Source organism: Companilactobacillus formosensis, assembly GCF_005405305.1.
Lineage (GTDB): Bacteria > Bacillota > Bacilli > Lactobacillales > Lactobacillaceae > Companilactobacillus > Companilactobacillus formosensis.
Window position 1 is genome coordinate 319005 of the sequence record NZ_BJDU01000002.1, and the last position, 22744, is coordinate 341748.

Annotated in this window: 23 protein-coding genes and 1 riboswitch; of the genes, 6 read left to right on the forward strand and 17 right to left on the reverse strand. The window is 35.4% G+C overall.

The annotated features are described in order from the left end of the window. Window positions 1–125 precede the first annotated feature (125 nt). From der to FFM65_RS03885, 12 genes are all read right to left on the reverse strand, one after another. Window positions 126–1439 (reverse strand): ribosome biogenesis GTPase Der, encoded by a 1314-nt coding sequence (gene der / locus FFM65_RS03830; RefSeq protein ID WP_119317500.1) that lies wholly within the window; start codon window positions 1437–1439, stop codon window positions 126–128. A 28-nt stretch (window positions 1440–1467) separates the two neighbouring features. After that, complete coding sequence (cmk, locus tag FFM65_RS03835) at window positions 1468–2127, reverse strand: (d)CMP kinase (protein WP_119317499.1); 660 nt, start codon at window positions 2125–2127, stop codon at window positions 1468–1470. Window positions 2128–2185: 58 nt separating this feature from the next. After that, window positions 2186–3274 (reverse strand): LysM peptidoglycan-binding domain-containing protein, encoded by a 1089-nt coding sequence (locus tag FFM65_RS03840; protein ID WP_119317498.1) that lies wholly within the window; start codon window positions 3272–3274, stop codon window positions 2186–2188. Between the two features lie 82 nt (window positions 3275–3356). Beyond that, window positions 3357–3908, reverse strand: a complete 552-nt coding sequence (locus FFM65_RS03845; protein ID WP_059073432.1) for an ECF transporter S component — start codon at window positions 3906–3908, stop codon at window positions 3357–3359. 69 nt (window positions 3909–3977) lie between these two features. After that, a riboswitch (FMN riboswitch) is annotated at window positions 3978–4097 on the reverse strand. A gap of 80 nt (window positions 4098–4177) precedes the next feature. Then, window positions 4178–4840, reverse strand: coding sequence for a signal peptidase I (gene lepB / locus FFM65_RS03850; RefSeq protein ID WP_245954215.1), 663 nt, complete (start codon window positions 4838–4840; stop codon window positions 4178–4180). Between the two features lie 29 nt (window positions 4841–4869). After that, window positions 4870–5595 carry a pseudouridine synthase gene (locus FFM65_RS03855; RefSeq protein ID WP_119317496.1) on the reverse strand — a complete coding sequence of 242 codons (726 nt, stop codon included), beginning with the start codon at window positions 5593–5595 and terminating at the stop codon, window positions 4870–4872. Beyond that, window positions 5582–6109, reverse strand: a complete 528-nt coding sequence (gene scpB, locus FFM65_RS03860; protein WP_059073494.1) for an SMC-Scp complex subunit ScpB — start codon at window positions 6107–6109, stop codon at window positions 5582–5584. Before scpB ends, FFM65_RS03855 begins: the two co-directional genes overlap by 14 nt. Window positions 6110–6129: 20 nt before the next feature. Then, window positions 6130–6855, reverse strand: a complete 726-nt coding sequence (locus FFM65_RS03865; RefSeq protein WP_119317495.1) for a segregation and condensation protein A — start codon at window positions 6853–6855, stop codon at window positions 6130–6132. Continuing rightward, window positions 6855–7241 carry a RibT protein gene (locus FFM65_RS03870; protein ID WP_119317494.1) on the reverse strand — a complete coding sequence of 129 codons (387 nt, stop codon included), beginning with the start codon at window positions 7239–7241 and terminating at the stop codon, window positions 6855–6857. Before FFM65_RS03870 ends, FFM65_RS03865 begins: the two co-directional genes overlap by 1 nt. 8 nt (window positions 7242–7249) lie before the next feature. Then, the gene (gene xerD / locus FFM65_RS03875; protein ID WP_119317766.1) at window positions 7250–8137 is read right to left on the reverse strand and encodes a site-specific tyrosine recombinase XerD; all 888 of its coding nucleotides are present in this window, start codon (window positions 8135–8137) and stop codon (window positions 7250–7252) included. Window positions 8138–8182: 45 nt separating this feature from the next. Beyond that, the gene (locus tag FFM65_RS03880; protein ID WP_119317493.1) at window positions 8183–9052 is read right to left on the reverse strand and encodes a CvfB family protein; all 870 of its coding nucleotides are present in this window, start codon (window positions 9050–9052) and stop codon (window positions 8183–8185) included. 169 nt (window positions 9053–9221) lie between these two features. Continuing rightward, window positions 9222–9479 (reverse strand): hypothetical protein, encoded by a 258-nt coding sequence (locus FFM65_RS03885; protein ID WP_119317492.1) that lies wholly within the window; start codon window positions 9477–9479, stop codon window positions 9222–9224. Window positions 9480–9686: 207 nt separating this feature from the next. Here FFM65_RS03885 and FFM65_RS03890 point away from each other — a divergent pair, with 207 nt between their 5' ends. The 5 genes from FFM65_RS03890 (at window position 9687) to FFM65_RS03910 (ending at window position 14339) form a co-directional block, all read left to right on the forward strand. Further along, entirely contained in the window at window positions 9687–10808 is a 1122-nt protein-coding gene (locus tag FFM65_RS03890) for an NAD(P)-dependent alcohol dehydrogenase (protein ID WP_119317491.1), read from the forward strand. Between the two features lie 185 nt (window positions 10809–10993). Then, a complete protein-coding gene (locus FFM65_RS03895) occupies window positions 10994–11866 on the forward strand; it encodes an ABC transporter ATP-binding protein (protein WP_119317490.1) in 873 nt (290 codons plus the stop codon). Beyond that, window positions 11859–12617 carry an ABC transporter permease gene (locus FFM65_RS03900; RefSeq protein WP_119317489.1) on the forward strand — a complete coding sequence of 253 codons (759 nt, stop codon included), beginning with the start codon at window positions 11859–11861 and terminating at the stop codon, window positions 12615–12617. Before FFM65_RS03895 ends, FFM65_RS03900 begins: the two co-directional genes overlap by 8 nt. 497 nt (window positions 12618–13114) lie before the next feature. Further along, the gene (locus FFM65_RS12090; RefSeq protein WP_162897895.1) at window positions 13115–13732 is read left to right on the forward strand and encodes a sensor histidine kinase; all 618 of its coding nucleotides are present in this window, start codon (window positions 13115–13117) and stop codon (window positions 13730–13732) included. Between the two features lies 1 nt (window position 13733). Beyond that, on the forward strand, window positions 13734–14339 hold the full coding sequence (locus FFM65_RS03910) for a response regulator transcription factor (RefSeq protein WP_119317487.1): 606 nt from the start codon (window positions 13734–13736) through the stop codon (window positions 14337–14339). Between the two features lie 102 nt (window positions 14340–14441). On the opposite strand, the gene FFM65_RS03915 is transcribed toward FFM65_RS03910, so the two are convergent. The 4 genes from FFM65_RS03915 to dnaE all read right to left on the reverse strand — a co-directional run bounded on the left by FFM65_RS03915 (window position 14442) and on the right by dnaE (window position 21586). Next, window positions 14442–15245, reverse strand: a complete 804-nt coding sequence (locus tag FFM65_RS03915) for a DUF4931 domain-containing protein (protein WP_119317486.1) — start codon at window positions 15243–15245, stop codon at window positions 14442–14444. A 123-nt stretch (window positions 15246–15368) separates the two neighbouring features. Then, on the reverse strand, window positions 15369–17138 hold the full coding sequence (gene pyk, locus FFM65_RS03920; protein ID WP_119317485.1) for a pyruvate kinase: 1770 nt from the start codon (window positions 17136–17138) through the stop codon (window positions 15369–15371). 71 nt (window positions 17139–17209) lie between these two features. After that, a complete protein-coding gene (pfkA, locus tag FFM65_RS03925) occupies window positions 17210–18169 on the reverse strand; it encodes a 6-phosphofructokinase (protein WP_057814782.1) in 960 nt (319 codons plus the stop codon). A gap of 99 nt (window positions 18170–18268) precedes the next feature. Continuing rightward, a complete protein-coding gene (dnaE, locus tag FFM65_RS03930; RefSeq protein ID WP_119317484.1) occupies window positions 18269–21586 on the reverse strand; it encodes a DNA polymerase III subunit alpha in 3318 nt (1105 codons plus the stop codon). Between the two features lie 93 nt (window positions 21587–21679). Between dnaE and FFM65_RS03935 the strand changes: the two genes are divergently transcribed. Further along, window positions 21680–21886, forward strand: coding sequence for a YjzD family protein (locus FFM65_RS03935; RefSeq protein WP_119317483.1), 207 nt, complete (start codon window positions 21680–21682; stop codon window positions 21884–21886). Between the two features lie 68 nt (window positions 21887–21954). Here the strand turns inward: FFM65_RS03935 and FFM65_RS03940 are convergent, their stop codons facing one another. Continuing rightward, window positions 21955–22689 carry a hypothetical protein gene (locus FFM65_RS03940; protein ID WP_119317482.1) on the reverse strand — a complete coding sequence of 245 codons (735 nt, stop codon included), beginning with the start codon at window positions 22687–22689 and terminating at the stop codon, window positions 21955–21957. Window positions 22690–22744: the final 55 nt, after the last annotated feature.

Genomic DNA, 22744 nt, shown 5'->3' on the forward strand with positions numbered 1-22744 from the left:
CATTATTCTATGTACAAAATTACCATAGCAATGCCGATGTGGCAAGCATTTAAGCCATTTTTTAATATAAATCTTCTTAAATATAATTATATTTATAAAAACGGATGAAATACTGTCCTTCTAAGCTATTTTCGTTTTCTTGGAAGAATCTTGATTGGTGTCCCTTCGAAATCAAAAGTATCACGCAATTGATTCTTCAAAAATCTTTCATATGAGAAATGAAGCAATTCTGTCTCATTAACGAAAACAACAAATGTTGGCGGTTGAATGGCAACTTGTGTCATGTAATAAATTCTCAAACGTTTTCCATTTACTAATGGTGTAGGTGCAATTGAAGTAGCACGCAACAATAAATCGTTAAGAACTGAAGATTGAATTCGACGATCACGGTTACCATAAACTCTTGCAACTAATTCTGGAATTTGGTCGAGGCGTTGACCCTTAATAGCAGAAGTGAACAAGATTGGTGCATATGATAAGTATTGGAATTCAACTCTAATTTGATTTTCAAAGTCCTTCATCGTATTAGTGTCTTTTTTCAAAGTATCCCACTTGTTAACGACGATAATAACACCCTTACCGGCATTATGCGCATATCCAGCCACACGCTTATCTTGTTCACGAATACCTTCTTCAGCATTCAAAACAACGCAAACGACATCTGACTTATCAATGGCACTTAAGGCACGCAAGACAGAGTATTTTTCAGTATTTTCGTAGACTTTACCACGTTTTCTAATACCAGCAGTATCAATCATCGTAAAGTCTTTATCAAGCTTTTCATCATGATACTTAGTATCGATAGCATCACGAGTTGTTCCTTGCATGTCAGAAACAATAACCCGTTGGTCACCTAAGATAGCATTAACCAATGATGATTTACCAACATTAGGACGTCCGATAAAACTAAATTTGATAGTCTTATCTTCTTCCATCTTGTCTTCATGTGGAAAGGCCTTAACGATCTCATCCAACAAATCACCTAAACCAGTACCTTGGGCACCAGAAATAGGATTGGGATCGCCAAATCCTAATGCATAAAAGTCATAGATATTTTGACGTTGTTCAGGATTATCAGCTTTGTTGACAGCTAGGATAACTGGCTTCTTCGTACGATACAAAATTTTAGCAACATCTTCGTCTTCTTTAGTAACGCCATTTTGACCGTTAGTGATAAAGACGATAACGTCAGCTTCATCGATTGCAATTTCAGCTTGATTCTTGATTTGAACGGACATTTTTTCACCGCTCATTTCAATACCACCAGTATCGATCAAACGAAATTCTCTTCCTAACCAACTAGCACGGGAATAAATTCGATCTCTAGTAACACCAGGTGTATCTTCAACGATTGAAAGTCGTTCATTAATAATTCGATTAAAAATTGTAGATTTACCAACATTGGGGCGTCCTACTAACGCAACTACTGGAACAGACATATTTTGCCTCCCTACTTATCCTCATTAACTACTTATGTTCATTAACTATTTCAGTTACTCTTTTGACAACTTGTTCGATGGTCATATCTGAAGTATCTACTTCAATGGCATCGTCAGCTTTTCTTAATGGTGAAATTTCACGATGTGAATCTTTGTAATCACGTGCAGCAATTTCATCTTGTAATTCTTTTAATGGAGTATTGATGCCACGTTCAACATTTTCTTTGAAACGTCTCTGTGCGCGAACTTCCACACTGGCAATCAAAAAGATTTTTACTTCTGCCTTAGGTAAAACAGTTGTACCAATATCGCGACCATCCATGACGATATCACAATCATTAGCTAAATCGCGTTGCATTTGAACTAATTGCTCTCTTACTTCCTTGATTGCAGAAACTTGCGAAACGTTGTTTGTTATTTCTTCAGTTCTAATGTCATCTGAGACATCTTCATCATCTAAATAAACGTGTTGTCCATCCTCTTTATTTAGAAAATGAATTCGATGTTCTGACATTAATTTCAAAATATTGAGAGTATCACCATAACCCACATTGTGCTTTTTTGCAAGTAAAGTCACTGTCCGATACATTGCACCTGTATCACAGTATACAAAGTTCAAGTTTTTGGCGATTAATTTGGCAATCGTACTTTTTCCAGCTGAAGCTGGTCCGTCTATAGCAATTTGCATTCGTTTCTCTCCTTAATAAAAGGGCCCAGACAAATGTCCAAGACCCTTCACATAAAAATTATTTAACTCTTAGTGTTGTACCAGGTGTCAATGTACCAACGTTACTGTTCATACTCTTAAGTTGAGCAGTAGTTAGATTATTGTTATATGCAATTCTAAACCAGTTGTCACCGGCTTTAACAGTGTAATAAGATGCTGAATTGCTACTATCACTATCTGTTGAAGTTGTGGAACTGTTGTTGGCAGTTGTACCAGTTGAAGCTTGTTGATCAGATTGTTGTGACTGTTGAGTCTGTTGAGATTGCTGTGCTTGTTGTTGACTACTGTCAGTTGTTTGTGAATTACTTGAATCTGCAGTAGTGCTATTTGCAGCAGTACTGTCACTGGCAGTATTCGAATTATTAGCGTTAGTATTAGACTTACTATCATTATCAGTAGTTGTCTTCTTAGCACTAGCTTTTTTAGTAGACTTTTTAGCGGCTTTTTTCTTTGTAGACTTCTTAGCAGTTTTCTTTTTAGTAGATTTATCTTTATTCTCAACCGAGCTTTCTGATTGGGAACTATCTAAATCACCACTGCTACTACCTCTAACCGCATTAATTATAACTGGTGTGAACATAATAACAATCAAGGCAACAACTAAAGTAACAACTAATGTATGATTTCCACGTTGCTTTTCTTTAGTAACGGCACGTGAAACATGACCCTCGTCATCAGTATCAGAGTCAAAGCTCTTCTCCCAAGGTTTAACGTCTTCTTGATCTGAAGAATCGTCTTGAGCTTGATCAGGTTCTGCTTTTGAATCTTCAGTAGACTCTTTTGGTGTCACTGGTGGCACTGGAGTTGGTTCAACTTTAGTCTCATCAACTTCAGGAGCATCATGCTTTGCTTCACTTAAATGATCATTGCTTTCTTCGGCTTGAAGATGATCAACCCCAGCAGGTGTAGGATTACCACTAGCTTGCTTAGGTTCATCATTAGAAGTCTGATCGTCAGAAACAGTATTATTCGTTGGTGTGTTTTCATCACCTGTATCGATTAGATGATATTTTTTTAAATCCTCAAGACTGACAGATCCTTCTAGTCCTTTGGTGGATTTTGGAACACGTGAATCGCCAGACATATTGTTTTTATCATTATCGGCCATTAAAAACCAACCTCCTAATTTCTATCTCTTAAAGCATATCATAAAAGTTTAAAATTTTTCTTTAAAGATTTATAAAATTTCACTATTTAATAGCGAAATGCCCTTTGATTTTAGGATAAATGATAATAACTGCTGCTGAAATGATCAATGCCTTAATAATATTGAATGGAATGACCCCAGTCGCCACATATTTAGCAAGTGACATATTCAGTTGCATCCCGACGACATTCATATAAAGTGGCATGACTACGAAATAATTCAAAACTGACATAATCACCGTCAAACTCAAAGTACCAGCGACAACCGCCATGATTTTTTTGTTCTTTTTCCAAAAATAGCTAAATGGCAATAACAAAGCGACTGAACCGACAAATGCTGCTCCATCACCGATTAAACCGGCTAAACCAGTTCCAGTTACTAGTAAGTGGACCATTGATTTAAGTAAGGCAATCATGATTCCCCCAACAGGACCAAAAGCAAATGTTCCGATAACTGCCACGCAATCACTTAAATCAACTTTCAAAAATGGCAACCAGATCAAAACTGGAAACTCAAAGAACATCAAGATCGTTCCCAGTGCTGCAAAAATAGCTACCCCAATTATATCTTGAAACTTGTATAAACTCTTTCCCATTAAAATCAACCTCTCTAAATTGATTCCCAAAGAAAAAAGGTCTATTTTGGGCATACCAAAACAGACCTAATCTGTTTTCTTCCATCCAGACTTTACTGTCGGTATTGGGATTGCACCAATTCAACCAGCTTGCGCTGGGTCGCGGACTTTACCGCCGGTCGGGAATTACACCCTGCCCTGAAAACCAATTATTTATTTTTATATTTATAATATAGCAGACCCCTTGACATATGGCAACTGAGTTATTGTTATGGAACCAATACCAATTATTAATAAACCGTCCATTTATTCAATGGCCAATACCGTAACTTGACTTCACCAACAACACTCTTCTGATTAATGAAACCAATTATTCGGCTATCTTTAGAAACAGTTCTATGATCTCCCAAGACAAAATAAGTACCTACAGGGACTCTGTTAGTCTGTTCAATTTTTTTCAAATATGAACTACTATAACGTTCTTGCCACTCTGGAGCATTTTTTGCCAAAGAACTTAATGTGAAGTCATAGGTGTAACTATATGGTTTGCCAGCAAAAAAATTAGTATTGGGTTCTTTTTTCTTCCTACCTGCTTTTAAAAAACCTTCTCTATAAACTTTTCCATTAATATAGATTTTATTATTTTTAGAAACAATCGTATCGCCTGGTAAACCAATAACTCTTTTGATATAGAACGAACCTGGTTCATCTGGCGCTTTTAAAACAATCAACTCACCACGTTTTATATCTGAATGTCTCGTTTCAATGATTCTGTCACCATTTTCAAAGTTAGGCTGCATTGATGGTCCAATGACTTCATTATTTGAAAGAATAAATCTAAACACTAAAAAGAAAATAGCGTAAATAATAATCAAGAAAAGAATTAAACTAAACCAATAAGACCAACCACTTTCCTCTTGCTTGGCAAGATGGCGACCCTTTTTATTTTTCAAGATGTTCATCTCCTGACTGATACAAGATACTACTTTTGATTCTTCTTTAAAGTAGCAACTTCCAAACGAGTCAAATCACGATATTGACCCGAAACTAAACCATCTAAAGTCAAGAAATCATAACTTTCACGTGATAGCTTTTCAACTTTATGTCCAACGGCATCGAACATATTCTTAACTTGGTGATTGTGACCTTCGTGAATAACCATTCTAACGATTGAGCTGTTCTTCTTTTTGTCTTTTGACATGACACGAACTTTAGCCTTGGCAGTCGTATAGCCTTTTAACTTGATACCATTTTCCAATTTTCTGATCTCTTCAGTTGTCAAAATACCTTCGACTTTAGCGATATAAGTCTTGTCGACGTGATATCTTGGGTGCATCAAATGATTGGCAAAATCTCCATCATTGGTTAATAACAACAAGCCTGACGTATCATAATCCAAACGACCGATTGGATAAACACGTTCACGGACATCATCTTCTAACAAGTCAGTGACAACTTTTCTATCCTTATCGTCTGAAACGGCTGAAATAACGCCACGAGGCTTGTACATCAAAATATAACGTTTCTTCTCTTCTTCCATAGGAACGCCGTCTACTTCGATACGATCATGGTTATCAACTTTGACACCCATTTCCGTAATCAACTTGCCGTTAACCTTAACGTGACCTTTAGCAATCAATTCTTCTGATTTACGTCTTGAAGCCACGCCTGCATCAGCCATATATTTTTGTAATCTAACTTTCTCCATCTATTTCTCCTGTATTTGAGTTATCCTCAAAGTTTTCTATTTTTGGTAAATCATCTAAGCTCTTAATTCCAAAGTAATCAAAAAATTCATCTGTCACAACATATAAATTAGGATGTCCCGGAACATTCTTTTTGCCATGTTCTTTGATCATTTTTCGCATCAGCAAAGTATTCAAACTTCCGGAACTTTGCACACCACGAATTTCATCGATTTCAATTCTTGTAATTGGTTGTCGATAAGCAATAATCGATAATACTTCCAAAGCAGCCTGGCTAAGTTTGGTCCCTAATCCTGATTTAAAATACTTCGTCAATAAATCACTGAATTCATTTTTCGTAACTAATTTATAAAGTGAGTTGTAATTAACTAATTGGATACCGGAATCTCCATCAGTTAGCAATTTAACTTGTAATTCTTCAAGATTTTGTCGTAAAGCAGCACTATCGATTTCCAACAACTCGACCAAATCTTTTTCCTTGATGCCTTGATCACCGGCTACAAACAATAATGCCATTATTTTTGCTTGATACACGTTTAATTCCTCAATTCAATAAATAATTCACTCTTAAAATCAGCTTGTTGAACCGAAACAATTTGTTTTCGAGCCATTTCCAAAATTGCCATAAAATCAGTTACGATTTCTTCAATATTGCCATTCAATTTCAAAAGTGCTTTAAAAGTAGTTCTTTTAACAGATTTCAATTCTGTCATGATATTATCAGTCGCATCCTCAATTGAGAGAGTTTCATTTTCAATCGTTTCTGTTTCTGGTTGACGTTTTTTCTGTTCGCGTAATAATTCGGCGTATGTAGTTGCCAAATCCGTCAGAGCAACCGAACCAGGTTCAAGAAATTGTTCCAATTGTTTGTTAGGAATACTAACTTCCTTGTCAAATTGTTGCTTACGATATTGCTCTTTTTCTTCAAAATAAGCCGCTACTTTTTTGAAAGTCTGATAAGTTAACAATTGCGAAACTAACTGATCACGAGGATCTTCATCTTGCAATTCGTCTTCAATTTCGTCTGGTGCTTGAGGTAACAGCATTTTACTTTTAATTGACATTAACGTTGATGCCATAACTAAATAATCACCAGCAATATCTAATTGCAACACCTTCATGCTCTTCAAATAATCCAAATATTGTTGGGTAATTTGAGCTATCGGAATATCATAAATGTCAACTTTTGATTCCTTGATCAAATGCAACAACAAATCAATTGGACCTTCAAAGTCAGTTAAAACTAAATTCAATTTTTGCATTAATCTGTTTCTTCCAAATCTTTCTCAAGTTTCTCTTTGTTTTGACGCCAAAGTTTTATATCTTTACTCAATTCAAAATTTCCCAAAATAACTAATTTAGGAAAACGTTTCTGAACGTCATCAAAAATTTTAAAAACATTGCTTTGCGAGCGATAAGAAGGATTCAACGAAATATATTCAATGAAGACAGTCTCTTCAGAAAAAGATAGAGCAACAATACCAGAATAATCATCCATATTGCTCTTCCACAAATACAATTGTCGGTTCTCATCTTCTGAATAAAGATTCAATTCTTGTTCCATATTATGAAAGTCTTTTAAATCACTAATATATGACAAAAAGCCCATGGCAATTTTTTTATTCTCATCACTATATTTACTAAGCATAAATCCTCCTATGCTCTGGGAAAAGCCTTGTTATAAACTTGCTTCATCCGCGTCTTATTAACGTGCGTATAAATTTGAGTCGTTGAAATATCTGAATGTCCCAACAATTCCTGAACTACACGTAAATCTGCCCCATTCTCCAGTAAATTAGTAGCAAAAGAATGACGCAAAGTATGAGGTGTCACATCTTTAGTAATACCTACTTGAGCAATATATTTTTTGATCATGCGCCAAATCGACTGCCGTGTTAATTTTTTACCGCGAAAATTCAAAAAGACTTCCGCTTGCTGACCATATTTTGCAGCTAAAGGTTGACGAGTCTCTTGAAGATACTTATTCAACCATTTTATAGCTGTTTCACTGATAGGCAAAAGTCTTTCTTTAGAACCTTTCCCTAAGGTTTTAATCAATTGTAAATCTAAATGTAAGTCGTCCATCTTTAAATTGACCAACTCACTCACACGTAAACCTGTCGCATACATCACTTCAAAAATCGTTCGATCTCTAATACCTAAAGTCGTTGAAATATCTGGAGACTCAATCAATTTATTGACCTCATCCATCGACAAAACTACCGGCAAATGACTGCCTTTTTTAGGAGCATCCAGTTCATTCATGGGATTGTTAGGAATCTTGTCGAGCAATTCTAACCACTGATAAAATTTCTTTAAAGAAGAAAACATCCGCATTTGAGAGTTTTTCGATTTGCCAGCTTTATCCTGACTAGCAAAAAATTGGGTAATAACAAAATGATCTTCCGGATAGAACGTAGCCTTTTTGTCTTCCAAGAATTGACTAAACTCTAACAAATCTTGATTATAAGAAGTAATCGTATTTTTTGATAAACCACGGTCCAGTCTCAAATAACGTGCATAATCAGACAAAGTATCAATCATCGTTTGATTTTTGATTGTCAATTTATCACTCACTGAACATCACCTCTATTTGAGATAAGTGTAGCCATCTTTTTGTTCGATTTTTCTTTGTTTCATCAAATTACCAAGGGCACGCTTAAAACTACCTTTACTGATACCAAAGTATTCTCTAATATCATCAGGGTCACTTTTATCTGTATAAGGAATTCTCCCATCACGAGCATGTTCCAAAACAGCCATGATCATTTGGGCATCAGGTGTGATTTCTTCATAAGCACGAGGACGCATTGAAAGATTCAAACGACGGTGACTTGAACCAATCACACGAGCTTTGATATGTTGACCAATATGCAATGGTTGGTCTTGCTCTTCAACGTGGACAAAGCCCATATAGTAACTGTCAGTCATGACAAAAGCACCGGATTCTCTAATAGCAATCACAGTCCCTTCTTCATTTTTGTTCATTAATTCTTTCAAATCTGTACTAGGACTACGAGCAATCTGTGTGTAAAGTTCGATATCGGCTAATTTGCCCCATAGACGGCCCTTGTGATCGATTTCTAATTTGACCATCAAGTTATCGCCCTTCTTAGGCCATTCACTGTGTTCGAGTGGCAAGTCATCTAAAGAAACGACGATATCTTTATCTTCCAAACCGACATTGACGAAGACTCCCAAGTCAGTTCTTACTTCAGTAACTTCCGCGAAATCCCAAACTCCTTGAGTTACAAAAGGTAAAACTGTTGTCATTTTATTTTTATGAGCTTGATTTTCATAAACAAATCCCGCTACTTGATCACCTAATTCAGGTATTTCTGTTAATTCAGTTAAATCTAAGGCAAAAGTTACCCCTTCGACTTGAACAAAGGCTTCATCCTTATTAAGGTCAGTTACCGTTCCTGGCAATACTTGACCGTACATTTCTGCTGCTTCCATTTTTCACCATACTCTTTTTGACATTTTATTTATCTAGAATAAAAATACCCCCAACTACTAGAGGGTATCTATTATTGAATATTTAATCTTCTATATTATATCAGAAAGAACGACTAAGTAATAACTTCACACTAAAAAAAGAACTCACTCTAATTAAATAGAATGAATTCTAGTTCATAGCATGAATTTTAAACATTGAATTGATATAATCTGATTCTTCTTGTCCAGTGTTGTATTTGTCATCTTTGCACTTATCATATCTTCGTGCCGCTGCCATAATATCAGCCGTTTGAATCTTATCGAAAACTGATAATCCTTTTTGATCATCATTGACTAAAGCAAAGACATTTTTCTTTTGTTCACTGCGGTACATCTTTTTAGGACCAACCGTTGTTATAAAATCAAAATTATTTTTATCAAATTTCATCCAATTCTCCTAGTTCTCTTACGTATCTAGTGTAGTTCCAAAAACATCAGATAACAAAAAATTAGGCTCATCATTTTTTCGATTAAAAAAATACTATATGGTAATGATATTTTTCTCAATGTCAACATTGAAATTTTTTCAAAAGAGTGAAATAATTTTCTTTGTAGTAAGCGATTACAAATTTAATATTGAGAGAAGGATTTTGTTATGAAAATTAAAGCTGCTGTAGTTGATAAAGTTAATGATCCATTCGTTATCAAAGATGACGTTGAATTGGCTGATATGACCGATGATGGTCTACAAGTTAAGGTAGTTGCTTCAGGTATCTGCCACTCTGATGAAGCTCTACGTAAAGGTGACGCTGCATTTAGTTTTCCAGTTGTTCTTGGACATGAGGGGTCCGGAATTGTCGAAAAAGTTGGTAAAAATGTTACAAACTTCAAACCTGGTGATCATATCATTATGTCATTCTACTCATGTGGTGAATGTGATAACTGTCTAAAGGGTAAACCAACCCAATGTCGTAAGTATGCTGCATCCAACCTTTCAGGTACACGTCCTGATGGTTCAGATCACTTTACAGAAGACGGCCACCACGTAAGTGACATGTTCAACCAATCATCATTTACAACACACACTGTAATTGACAAACGTAATGCTGTTAAAGTTCCTAAGGATCTAGATCTTAGAAAACTTGGACCTTTGGGCTGTGGATACGTAACTGGTAGTGGTACTGTCTTCAATACCCTTCAACCAAAACCTGGTGACACAATTGCTGTCTTCGGTACTGGTGCTGTTGGTCTTGCCGCTATGATGGCAGGTAAGATTTCTGGATGTGTCAATGTCATCGCCGTTGATATCGTTGATTCACGTTTGGAACTAGCTAAGAAAATGGGCGCTACTGATGTTGTTAACAGCAAGAATGAAGACGCCGTTGAAGCAATCAAGAAGATCACAGGTGGCCTAGGTGTTGACTGGGCTGTTGATACTACTGGTGTTGCTAAAGTTATGACAGATTCAATCGCTGCTTTGACACAAGGTGGTACTACTGCCACAATCGCTGTTACACCACATAACATTGATATCAGTACTTGGAATGACCTTTGTGTTGACGACAAGAAGATTGTTGGTGTAAACATGGGTGACTCAATTCCTCAAGTTGACATCCCTCGCTTGATCAAGTTCTATCAAATGGGTGTCTTCCCATTCGATCTAACAGAAAAGTTCTATGACTTTGACCAAATCAATGAAGCTGATGCTGATTCAGTCAGTGGTGAAACTATCAAACCTATTTTGATTATTGATAAAGATTACCAACCTGGTAAGTAATAGTTTAATCTAAACAGATCATTTTTTGATGGTTTGTTTTTTTTATTTATATGTTTTCGTAAAGCATATATTAAAACTAAGTATGTGACATTTGTCATCTTACTTAATGACAACCATTACTACTGTCATAACATTTTGAACATTAAAATTGATTTATCAAATAATTTCAAAGGAGCAATAAACTTATGGCAGTCGTTTTAAATGTTGAACATCTTCAAAAATCTTATCGAAAAAAAACAATTTTAAAAGACATTAATTTTCAAATTCATGACTCTTCTATCGTTGCACTGATTGGTGCCAATGGGGCTGGAAAAACCACACTAATAAATACTATTTTAAAACTCATCCCTAAAGATACTGGTGAAATCCAATTTTCAACTGACAAATGGAAACAAATTACTGGAGTTATGATGCAAGAAAATCTCATTTTGGAGCGAATCAATGTCAAGGAAATCATTAATCTTACTCGCAGTTATTTTCAAAGTCCTCTTTCTTACCAGAATTTAATAAGAACTTCAGGGTTAAAGGAGTTCGAAAATACATTTGTCAGTCAACTCTCAGGCGGTCAAAAACGACGTTTATCTTTCGCATTAGCCTTAGCCGGTGATCCAAAAATATTATTTCTCGATGAACCAACAGTTGGAATGGATAACAATGCCAGAAACGATTTTCGGAAAACTGTTGCTAATCTAAAACAAAATGGTAAATCAGTATTCGTCACCAGTCATTACTTAAAAGAATTAGAGAACGTTGCCGACCACTTTTTGATTTTACAAAATAAAAATATTGCCTTTGACGGTTCTATTGAACAATTACGTAAAATCTCTGGAAAAGTATTGGTAGAGTTCGATAGTAAATTGTCTAGTAAAGTTTTTACTAATTTCCCATCAGTAATTTCAACCAATCAAACTAACCACCATTTTCAAATAATTACTAATGACGCTAACGAACTTCTGTCAAAACTTAATCCTTTTTTAAAGGAAATCAGTAATCTATCAGTTAATCAATCTTCATTGGATACCCTTTTACTAAATTATCAGGAGAAAAATAATGACTAATTACTTATACCAACTAAAAATAAACTTCAAACGAATTATTTTACGCAATAAAGCCTTCTTTCTTTTCGATATGATGCTCCCAATAGCTTTCTATATTTTATACACAAAGATTCTAACTAACGGTTTGACACCTCAACAACTGCAAGTTTGGAACAAAGACTACCTAATCAGTATGATGATTTATGGTTGTGTATTGGGAAGTATCATTACTACTGCCAATACCCTATTAAATGACCAAACTTCAAAATTTAACTTGTTCATCAATTTAAAACCAATTTCTAAAACGAGATATTATTCATCCATGGCAATAATTTTTATTACCTTGAATTTGATTGCTTCAATTACTATCAGCTTAGTCGGCATTTTTGTTAATAAAATTGATCTTCCAATTTATACTATTTTCAAAATAATTTTGGCAAATACTATCGGTACTATTCCTCTAATAATCATTGGTATCATGATTTCCTTAACCAAAAGACCTGAACTAGTCAATTTATTAACCAATTTAATCGTTTTTCCACTGGCTATAATTAGTGGTTTATGGTGGCCGATAGATATAATGCCAAAATGGCTTCAATCTTTTGGGAAATCCCTCCCTACCTATCAGTTGTCAGCTATCGATAAGGCTTTGCTTAACCAAAATATCATCAATTCCACAGCATTTTTAAATATCACAGTTTGGTTTGGATTATTAACTTTGCTATTATTAATACTAACTAAACTTCAAGAAAACAAAGGAATTACCAGATGAAAACTTTCCTAGAAAGAAATATTCTTTTTCCAAAGCATTTAGGATTCATGCCCTATTTTTGGACCATTGCTCTACTTTTGGTATCTGGTCAAATGCTCAGTAGTCAAAATACCTTTAATTGGTTTAATCTTTTGTTGGTATTAGTATTCTTAAAATTTTATCATGATGGTTACTGGTTACATCGATTTATTTTCATTGATATTACTGTCCAGCTGCTTATTGCAATATACTTTACCAAGATCCTACCTAATGACAATGGCCCAGCCCTTTTTATTTATACTGCTTGGCAAATCGGTTCACTTCCCTTTAAAAACAATCAATTTCTGAAGTATTATGCACTCTACCTCATTACTTCCTTGGGTTGTACTCTTAATTTACTTATAAATACGCCTTTAACTCTTCGAAACATTTTTGGAATCATAATAGTATTAACTTTCACTTTTGGATCACCTGTAGCTTCTAGATCGTTGAGTAATTCTTTTCGAAGAAGATATCAGATGCAACAAAACAACGGTCGATTAGAGGCAATTGTTAAACAAAATGAACGTGATCGAATTTCAAAAGATTTGCACGATAATATCGGACAATCTTTTTCAATCATCACTCTAAAATCAGAGCTTGCTGTGAGATTAATTGAAAAAGATCCTCAAAAGGCACGTCAACAATTAGAGGATATTATTAAAACTTCACGAGAAGATTTAAATCTAGTCCGTAAAATTGTTGCTAATATGAACGAAAAAAGCATTGCTAGCGCCATGATCGATGAAGAAAAAAACTTAAGTATTGCTGATATCAAACAAATTTCAATAAATGAACAAATCAGTAACACATGGCCCAAAGACGTTCAACACATTCTAGCATCGATTATAAAAGAAGCTACTACTAACGTTATTAGATATAGTAAGGCTAATACTATGAAATTCACTTTTGAACAAGACGACGATAATTATCTTCTTGAAATTATGGACGATGGAATTGGTATAAAAAAGAACCGTACACAACAAACATTTGGAATGACAGGAATGGAAAAACGTTTAATAGACCTTGAAGGTCATTTAGAAGTTTTTTCCAAATATGGCGTCAACTTAAAAATAACCATTCCTAGAAAGGAATAACATGACCACTATTTATATTTCTGAAGATCAAGAAATGTTAAATTCAGCGCTTTCAGCTATTTTAGATTTAGAAGACGACTTTCAAATTATTGGTTCAGCCACAGATGGTCAAACAGCTGTACAACAAATAATAGCTCTGAAACCTGATGTTGCGATACTGGATATCGAAATGCCTCAAATGACGGGGCTAGAAATTGCCAAACAACTTAGAGATATCAAACAAGATATTAAACTGATTATTCTGACTACTTTTGCTCGTAAAGAATATTTTGAAGCGGCTGTAAACAATAATGTTAATGCTTATCTTCTAAAAGATAGTCCAACTGATAGATTGGTTGAAACAATTCATCAAGTTTTAAAGGGAGAAACTATTTTCGATTCTGCTCTAGTTTCAACAATTTTGTCTGCTGCCCAAAATCCTCTTACCAATCAAGAATTGAAAATCTTAAAAGAATTCTCTCAGGGCAAAGGTACTCAAGAAATTGCCGATACTGTCTTCTTATCATATGGAACCGTCCGTAATTATATTTCTTCTATCCTTAGCAAAACTGGTACGCATTCACGAATTGAGGCTTTAAACATCGCTAAGAAAAACAATTGGATCTAATTGTTTTTCTTGAATTAAGGTTACATAAGATTAATTTAAGTAAGTTGTGCACAATAAAAATAAGCTGATAGATTTTCTATGATCTGTCAGCTTATTTTTTATTTAATTAATTTCATCACTCTTGGCGTTTTCCTGCAATCTCTTCAATAAGACATCAGCAATTCCTCTAACCTGCTTGTCACCGTCACGTTGAGACAAACGATAACCTACAAAATAAGGGGAAACAACATATCTAGCTTCAATCTTGCAGATAATTTTCTTGCCAAATTTATAGAAGAAAATATTATATGAATCAAATTTACCACCATAAAGATCATCTAGGACATACTTAACAGTTACTCTAGTAAATTCAGCCAAATCATCAATATACTTAGGATTATTAATAACAACGTTAAATTCTACAAAACCCATGATTGGTTTTTGCGAAACATTGACATTAATGTGTTTAGAGTTGAAGACGTCCATTCCAGTAAAGTTCTCTTCTTCTACATGCTTATAGCCATCAACCTTATCTAAGCCAATGATTTGGAAATGTGGATGACGCAAAGAACCACCGGACATAGGTCCAAAATTCTTGTACATCAAGACACTTTCATATTTTTTGCTTTGAATCATTTCATTCCAGCAATGATAAATGAATTCAAACACTTCTTGGTTCTTCTCGACTGAATAATTAGAAATATCACCATAATGATCACTAGATTCAATTACTAGCGTTTGATTAGTATCTTTTAACGTCTTAAATTTATTTTCCAACCAAATCATATCGTTTTTTTGTTCAATGATATTGGTTAAATTTTTAGTATCACAGAAAGGACAATAATCCTTCTTCTTTTTCTTTTCAACGTCTCTAGGCTTTCCTTTAGCTTGTTCAATTTCAAAAACAAGTACATCTTTATTTGACAATCTTTCACCTCAAAAATTCTTTAATACTATGATATTAACGCAAACACAAAAAAACTGAAAGAAACTCGTCAGTTTCTTTCAGTCAATTTATATTTTACAGTTAATTATAATTTTATTTAAAAATTATAGTGAACGTGAAGCACCCTTGTATACAACACCACGTCTTGAATCAACAGTAACAGTGTCACCATCTTTAACAAGTGATGTAGCATTCTTAGCACCAACAACTACAGGTAGACCCATAGCAATACCAACAACAGCAGCGTGTGAAGTCAAGCCACCGTTTTCAACAACAACGGCACTAGCCTTTTCAAGAGCTGGTAGGTAATCTTTATCAGTCATTTCTGTAACTAATACGTCACCTTCGTTGATCTTCTTGTTTGCTTCTTCAGCATTGTGAGCAACTACAACGTTACCAACAACTGATTCTTCACCAACACCTTGGCCTTTAACCAATGTTGAACCGATCAATTGAACCTTCATAACGTTTGTTGTACCACTTTCACCAACAGGAACACCGGCAACGATAAGGATCAAGTCACCTTCCTTGGCAAAGCCACGTTCTTGAGCTTTCTTAGCAGCTAAGTCAAACATTTCATCAGTGTTTTCTGGCTTGTCAGCAATAATAGGATCAACACCCCAGTTAACTGTCAAACCACGTTGTGTCTTTTCATCAAATGTAACAGCAAGAATGTCAGCACTTGGACGGTATTTAGAAATCATACGTGCAGTGTAACCACTCTTTGTAGCTGTAACGATTGTGCTGATGTTTAGTTCTTCAGCAGTTCTAACAACTGATTCACCGATTGATTCTGTAACGTTTGAACCTTTGTAGTCTTCGAATCTTTGGATAGCAAGTGAGTTGTTCTTGTCTAATTGTTGTTCTGTACGTTCGTCGATACGAGCCATAGCAGCAACAGCTTCTACAGGGTAGTCACCGTTAGCACTTTCACCTGAAAGCATTGTAGCATCTGTACCATCAAGAACAGAGTTAGCAACATCAGTAACTTCGGCACGTGTAGGACGTGGGTTTTCTTGCATTGAGTCAAGCATTTGTGTAGCAGTGATAACTGGTTTACCTAAAGCGTTACACTTCTTGATCAATGATTTTTGTACGAATGGTACGTTTTCAAATGGAATTTCAACACCCATGTCGCCACGAGCAATCATCAAACCGTCTGAAACTTTAAGAATAGAATCGATATTGTCGATACCTTCTTGTGATTCAATCTTAGGGAAGATTTGTACGTATTCACAGTGTTTTTCTTCAAGGATTTCACGAATATCTAGGACATCTTGAGCTTTACGAACAAATGAAGCTGAGATGAAGTTGATACCTTGATCTAGTCCGAAACGAATATCATCTGAATCTTTTTCTGTGATACCAGGTAGACGAACTTCAACACCAGGGGCATTGATACTCTTTCTTGAGCCGATCATACCTTCATTTTGTACAACTGTAACCAATTCACGGTTCTTGTCATCTTTTTCAGTAATCTTCAAATCAACAAGACCATCATCGATCAATACGTGACCACCAACATGTGTATCATCATATAGACCAGGATATGTTGAAGCAATCTTTTCTGGTGTACCTGTTAATGAGTCATCCATTGAGATACGGATTGTTTGACCAATCTTAGCTTCGAACTTGCCGCCTTCTTGGACAGTAGTACGGATTTCAGCACCCTTAGTATCAAGAACGATACCTACAGTCTTACCAGTAATCTTTTCAGCTTCGTGTACCATTTCCATACGAGCTTTGTGTTCAGCATGGTCACCGTGTGAGAAGTTGAAACGGAAGATGTTAGCTCCGGCTTCAATCAACTTAACGATTGTGTCAACATCGTTACTAGCAGGTCCAAGTGTACTTACAATTTTAGTTCTTTTCATCGAGAATCCCCTTTTCTTGTTGTATTCATCGTTTATTGTAACAAATTCACTCACTTAATGCTTGACTTAACTTATCTACTAATAGATTCGTTTAAGTCATAGAGTGATAGATCAGGTTTGTGCTTGCTATCGAACAAGTCAAGAATATCATGAGAAGTAATCTTGTTGTCTTCGATACCAACGGCAAGACCACCCTTACCGTCAAGAAGCAAATCAACTGCGTGAGCACCCATCTTACTTGCTAAGACACGATCTCTTGCAGTTGGTGAACCACCACGTTGAACATGTCCTAAGACAGTTGCACGTGAATCAAAGTCACCATACTTGTCTAATTCTTTCTTGAATTCGTCAGCGTGCATAACACCTTCGGCCAAGACAATAATCATATTCTTATTGCCGTTTTGACGACCTTTTTTAACTTCTTCTGCAATTTCTGCAATATCGAAGTCACGTTCTGGAACGATGATCTTTTGAGCACCGCCGGCAACACCAGCCCAAAGGGCAACGTCACCTGCGCCTCTTCCCATTACTTCAACAATAAATGTTCTTTCATGAGAGCTGGCAGTATCATGTAACTTATCAATAGCGTCAACAGCAGTAGAAACAGCTGTATCAAAACCAATTGTAAAGTCAGTGAATGGAATATCGTTATCAATTGTTCCTGGTAGACCGATTGTGTTGTAACCATGTTCAGTTAAACGCAATGCACCATGGTAAGAACCATCGCCACCGATAACAACTAATGCGTCAATTCCGAATTTCTTCAATTGCTCAATACCCTTGAGTTGACCTTCTACGTTAGCAAATTCAGGATATCTTGCAGAATACAAGAATGTACCACCACGTTGAATACGGTCAGAAACGTCAGCACTTGTCAATGGGAAAATATCTCCCGCAACAAGACCAGCGTATCCATAATTGATACCAAACACTTCAAGCCCTTTGTCAATGGCTCTACGTGTGACTGCTCTGATAGCAGCGTTCATACCAGGGGCGTCGCCACCACTGGTTAAAATACCAATACGCTTCATTTGTTCACACTCCAAAATTATTTGTTTCTAAAACAAAACCTAATCAAATATAACATTTTTACTGATTAAGTTGTAGAGCTGAAAACGTTTTAAGATAAATTAATTGCTTTTTTTCACTAAAACACTCCGTTTACCTAAAAACATTTCCAACTTATTCCGCACGTTACTATTAAAGTCTATCCACCGATTAGATTTCAAGAGTAATGCTTGCCGATTTTTTTCGCGATAAATAATCACTGGCATCTTCCCTTTAGATTCAGCAATTATTTCATACAATTTTTCCAAATTCTGTGGCGTATCTAATTGCTTAGTTATACGCAAATACAGTTTTTCAGCAGGTAGTTGAACAGTAAACTGCTTTGGATCATTTAGTCTATCGGCAATCAATTCTAAATCTCCACGCTGACCAACATTGCCTCGACCTACAAAGACAAAGATTTTACCATCCAAGTCCATATCTTCAATTTGTTGGAATAGCTTAGGAAAAACTGTCACTGAAATTGAACCCGTCTCATCTTCAATCGTCATAAAACACATTCGTTGACCTTTTTTCGTCCGGATCACACGCAAATTTTTGACTAATCCCAAAACATTGACAGTATTTTGAGTTTGATGCAATTCGGCAATTTTTACCAACGGCAAATTAAGAATACGCTCTCGGTATTTCTCAACCGGATGGCCCGATACGTACACGCCTAAGTATTCTTTCTCCTGATTCAAGCGTTCTGTCAATGAAAAATCATCCACTTGATGTTTTTTAGGATCGAGCATATCAAATAACGACAAATTGCTACCTGCTAATTGGATACTCTCAACTAAATCCCGAAAATCATATAATAATTCTTTTCGATTACGATTAAATTCATCGAAAGCACCTGATAAAATCATTGGTTCGAGATAGTCATTTTTAACGAAACGACGATCTAGGCGCTGTAAGAAATTCAATGGACTAGTAAATTTACCATCTTTGTTGCGCTCACTGATAATTTCGGTCGCTAAATCTCGTCTCATCCCTTTGATACTCAATAATCCAAAACGAATTCCAGCTTTAGAATCCCTAAATTCAAGTTGACTTTGATTGATATCAACATTGAGTATTTTGACGTGTGAATCTTTAGCATCTTGAATATAAGTCGAAACCTTAGTCTCATTATTCAAATTAGAATTCAATAAACAAGCAAAGAATATATCAGGAAAATGAACTTTGATGTAAGCCAACCAAAAAGCAATCATTGAATAAGCTACGGCGTGGGATTTATTGAAACCATAATTACCAAATTTTTCAATATACTGATAAACTTTTTGAGCCGACTCTTTCGCATGACCTTGCGAGACTGCTCCATCAATAAATTTTTGACGATTTTCTTCAATTAGCTGCTCGTTTTTCTTACTAATAGCTCGACGTAAAATATCAGCATCTGCCAAAGAAAAATTAGCCATTTCCGAAGATGCCTGCATAACTTGTTCTTGATAAACCAAAATCCCATAAGTTGGCTTCAAGATTTTCTCAAGTGAGGCGTCAGGATATATGACTGGTTCTTGTCCATGTTTTCTAGCTATAAAAGTTGAAATATTTTGCATGGGACCTGGACGATACAAAGCATTCGTAGCCACGATATCATCAAAACTAGTTGGAACTAATCTACGTAAAACACTTCTGATCCCATCAGATTCAAATTGAAATACCCCATCAGTTGCTCCACGTTGAAAAATTTGTAAAGTCTTTTGGTCATTCAAAGGTATCTTTTCAGGAATAAATTCTTTTTTATATCTTTTTGAAATTGCTTGTACTGATTTATCTAAAATAGTTAAATTTTTCAAGCCTAAGAAGTCCATTTTCAACAGGCCAACGCTTTCAACGTTATATTTCGTCTGTTGTGTCAGATTAATTCCGTCATCTTCCAATTGCACAGCCACAATATCAGTCATTGGTTTCTTACTCAAAACAATTCCAGCTGCATGGGTCGAATAATGTCTTGGTATCCCTTCAATTCTTTGAGCAACTTTGAAGATCAATTGATTTTCCTTAGAATTATCAACTAAATTACGCAGAGTACTCGATTCTTCAAAGGATTCTTTCAAAGAAATATTTAATTTATGTGGAATTGCATTCGACCACTGCGACATTTGAAACTGGGTCTGACTAAAGGTCCGGGAAATATCTCTTAGAGCCATCTTCGCTGCTAGAGTTCCAAAAGTTATGATCTGAGCCATATGATCTGAGCCATATTTATCGTGCATGTACATGACCATTTCATCCCGTCGATCATCTGGCAAATCCAAATCAATATCAGGCATATTAACACGCTGAGGATTTAAGAAACGTTCAAATAGCAAATCATACTTAATTGGATCCACTTGAGTAATTCCCAAACAATATGAAACTAATGAACCAGCCGCTGATCCACGTCCCGGGCCAGTTTTGATTCCAACAGCATGAGCATGTTTGATTACATCCCAAACTATCAAGAAATAATCCGAAAAGCCCATTTTGTCGATTACGCTTAATTCATATTCCAAACGTTGACGATAATTTGCTGGCACCGTTCCTAAGCGTTTATTTAACCCCTTATTAGTCAAATCATGTAAGAATTGAATCGAGGTAATTCCTTCGGGAGTTTGAAATTCAGGTAATTCTGTCTCTTTAAATTCAATTTCTACATTGCATCGATCAGCAATCGAATTGGCATTGTCGACTGCTTCTTGCATATCAACATTACTGAAATCACTCGCAAAGACTTGATAGTCACGTAAATAATGATCACCATTAACGACTACTTGATCTAGATTTTCAAACCGTTGACCTGTACGTAAATTATTAACTACTTGATAAGCTAAATGATCATCTCGATTGACGTATCGGACATCACCCAAAGCCACTAAAGGTACTTGATAATCATGAGAAATTTTTCGAATCGTTTTAACATTATCTATTTGTCCAGAATACAAACTGACACCTAAATACAAATTGTCTGCCTGAACTAAGGCCTTCAATTGTTCAAAATAAGCCGACAAATCCGTTTTAAGAATTTCTGCATCACTGGCCGGTGTAATTACAAAGAGATCATCCAAAACGTCTCTCAAGTCTTTAATTTGCACCGAATCTTTGGTAGACATTATTCGTGATGAAATTTTTATTAAATTTTTATAACCCTTATCATTTTTAGCTAAAAGCAATAAAGGATAAGTATTATCAGTTTCAATAATCCCAGCTATTTCAATTGTTAAACCTATAATTGGTTTAATACCGATTTTTTTGGCATATTTATAAAAATCAATCGAACCGTATAAATTGTTTAAATCAGTCAAAGCAATCGCTGTATAACCACGTGCCTTACTTTGATCGATCAGCTCTGTCAATTTTGCGGGACTATGCAACAAACTAAAACTACTCATCATTTGCAGTTGTGCTTGCAATTTGTCGCCCCCTTTGTTTAAAATTATATCAAAAGCAAGTGAAAGTTTATTGGGAAAAATCCTCAAATGTGCTAAACTACTTGAGAAAGTGAGATGGAAGAAATGAGATACGTTGCTGTAATTTTCTGGTCTATCATGCTGGGACAAGTTGCCGGTTTTATCGGTGGTGCTTTGAACCAACAGACATATAACACAAACTATTCTATTATCGTTAGTGTAGTCTTTGCTATCATATTCAGTGTAATTCCATTGATTCTTGATAGCTCCGTTAAAGAGTCTAATAACGAAAAGAACGCTTAATCTAAACAGGTTAGGCGTTTTTTTGTTCAAAAAAAGAGTTTCGCTAGAATATTCTAACGAGACTCTTTTTAATACTTAGTAATATAAAGATAAAAACCTTTGGTAGCTAAATTAATGTTGAAATTAACACCGTTGGATTTTATTGGATCCATCGAAGTTTTAGTTGAATTCTTATCAGCATTCTTAGTTTGCTTAGCAAAATCCTTCAAAACCTTTTCTCCATTAGCTCCTAATAACTTAGAGACAATCATCAAATCAGTCGCAAAATTCTTTTGACCAGTTTTAGACTTCAAGTCTTTATAAGGGAATTGAGTTGCAACACCCATTAGTTGATTATTCTGAACATTTAGATACCACTTAGTTCCATCATTCTTCTTATGCGTCGAAATACCATTTTTAGAAATCAATTGTAATTGGTCGTCAGCTTGTCCTGTTGATAACATCGTATAATTATACGCTTGCGCAAATTCCAAGTAATTCTTTAATGGCGTTGCTTTTTTGACTTTGACCAAACTAGTTTCAGTCTTGTCACCATTAACTGCCTTGATACGAACTCTTTGGTTCTTATCGGAAACAGGAACTGAGATAGCAAAATGTCCCCCATCGACAGCAACTTTTTTTGTTTCACCCGCTACTGTGTAAGTAAGTTTTTGATAATTAGTAGCCTTACCTTTAATAATGGCTACTAATCCATCAGCACTATATTCTTTTTTAGTAGTCGAGAGGCTTAATTTAGAACAACCAGTCAATAGTAAAAAGAATAGCGGAATAACCATTAGTAAGACGTATTTCAGTTTTTTCATAGTCATACCTCATCATTTAAATCTATATAAAAAAAAGCCAAGTTCAACTTGACTT

Coding starts and splice junctions, on each gene's coding strand:
- der (WP_119317500.1), bottom strand. CDS start 1,439: ATGTCTGTTCCAGTAGTTGCGTTAGTAGGACGCCCCAATGTTGGTAAA.
- cmk (WP_119317499.1), bottom strand. CDS start 2,127: ATGCAAATTGCTATAGACGGACCAGCTTCAGCTGGAAAAAGTACGATT.
- FFM65_RS03840 (WP_119317498.1), bottom strand. CDS start 3,274: ATGGCCGATAATGATAAAAACAATATGTCTGGCGATTCACGTGTTCCA.
- FFM65_RS03845 (WP_059073432.1), bottom strand. CDS start 3,908: ATGGGAAAGAGTTTATACAAGTTTCAAGATATAATTGGGGTAGCTATT.
- FFM65_RS03855 (WP_119317496.1), bottom strand. CDS start 5,595: ATGGAGAAAGTTAGATTACAAAAATATATGGCTGATGCAGGCGTGGCT.
- scpB (WP_059073494.1), bottom strand. CDS start 6,109: ATGGCATTATTGTTTGTAGCCGGTGATCAAGGCATCAAGGAAAAAGAT.
- FFM65_RS03865 (WP_119317495.1), bottom strand. CDS start 6,855: ATGCAAAAATTGAATTTAGTTTTAACTGACTTTGAAGGTCCAATTGAT.
- FFM65_RS03870 (WP_119317494.1), bottom strand. CDS start 7,241: ATGCTTAGTAAATATAGTGATGAGAATAAAAAAATTGCCATGGGCTTT.
- xerD (WP_119317766.1), bottom strand. CDS start 8,137: ATGATTGATACTTTGTCTGATTATGCACGTTATTTGAGACTGGACCGT.
- FFM65_RS03880 (WP_119317493.1), bottom strand. CDS start 9,052: ATGGAAGCAGCAGAAATGTACGGTCAAGTATTGCCAGGAACGGTAACT.
- FFM65_RS03885 (WP_119317492.1), bottom strand. CDS start 9,479: ATGAAATTTGATAAAAATAATTTTGATTTTATAACAACGGTTGGTCCT.
- FFM65_RS03890 (WP_119317491.1), top strand. CDS start 9,687: ATGAAAATTAAAGCTGCTGTAGTTGATAAAGTTAATGATCCATTCGTT.
- FFM65_RS03895 (WP_119317490.1), top strand. CDS start 10,994: ATGGCAGTCGTTTTAAATGTTGAACATCTTCAAAAATCTTATCGAAAA.
- FFM65_RS03900 (WP_119317489.1), top strand. CDS start 11,859: ATGACTAATTACTTATACCAACTAAAAATAAACTTCAAACGAATTATT.
- FFM65_RS12090 (WP_162897895.1), top strand. CDS start 13,115: ATGCAACAAAACAACGGTCGATTAGAGGCAATTGTTAAACAAAATGAA.
- FFM65_RS03910 (WP_119317487.1), top strand. CDS start 13,734: ATGACCACTATTTATATTTCTGAAGATCAAGAAATGTTAAATTCAGCG.
- pyk (WP_119317485.1), bottom strand. CDS start 17,138: ATGAAAAGAACTAAAATTGTAAGTACACTTGGACCTGCTAGTAACGAT.
- pfkA (WP_057814782.1), bottom strand. CDS start 18,169: ATGAAGCGTATTGGTATTTTAACCAGTGGTGGCGACGCCCCTGGTATG.
- FFM65_RS03935 (WP_119317483.1), top strand. CDS start 21,680: ATGGAAGAAATGAGATACGTTGCTGTAATTTTCTGGTCTATCATGCTG.
- FFM65_RS03940 (WP_119317482.1), bottom strand. CDS start 22,689: ATGAAAAAACTGAAATACGTCTTACTAATGGTTATTCCGCTATTCTTT.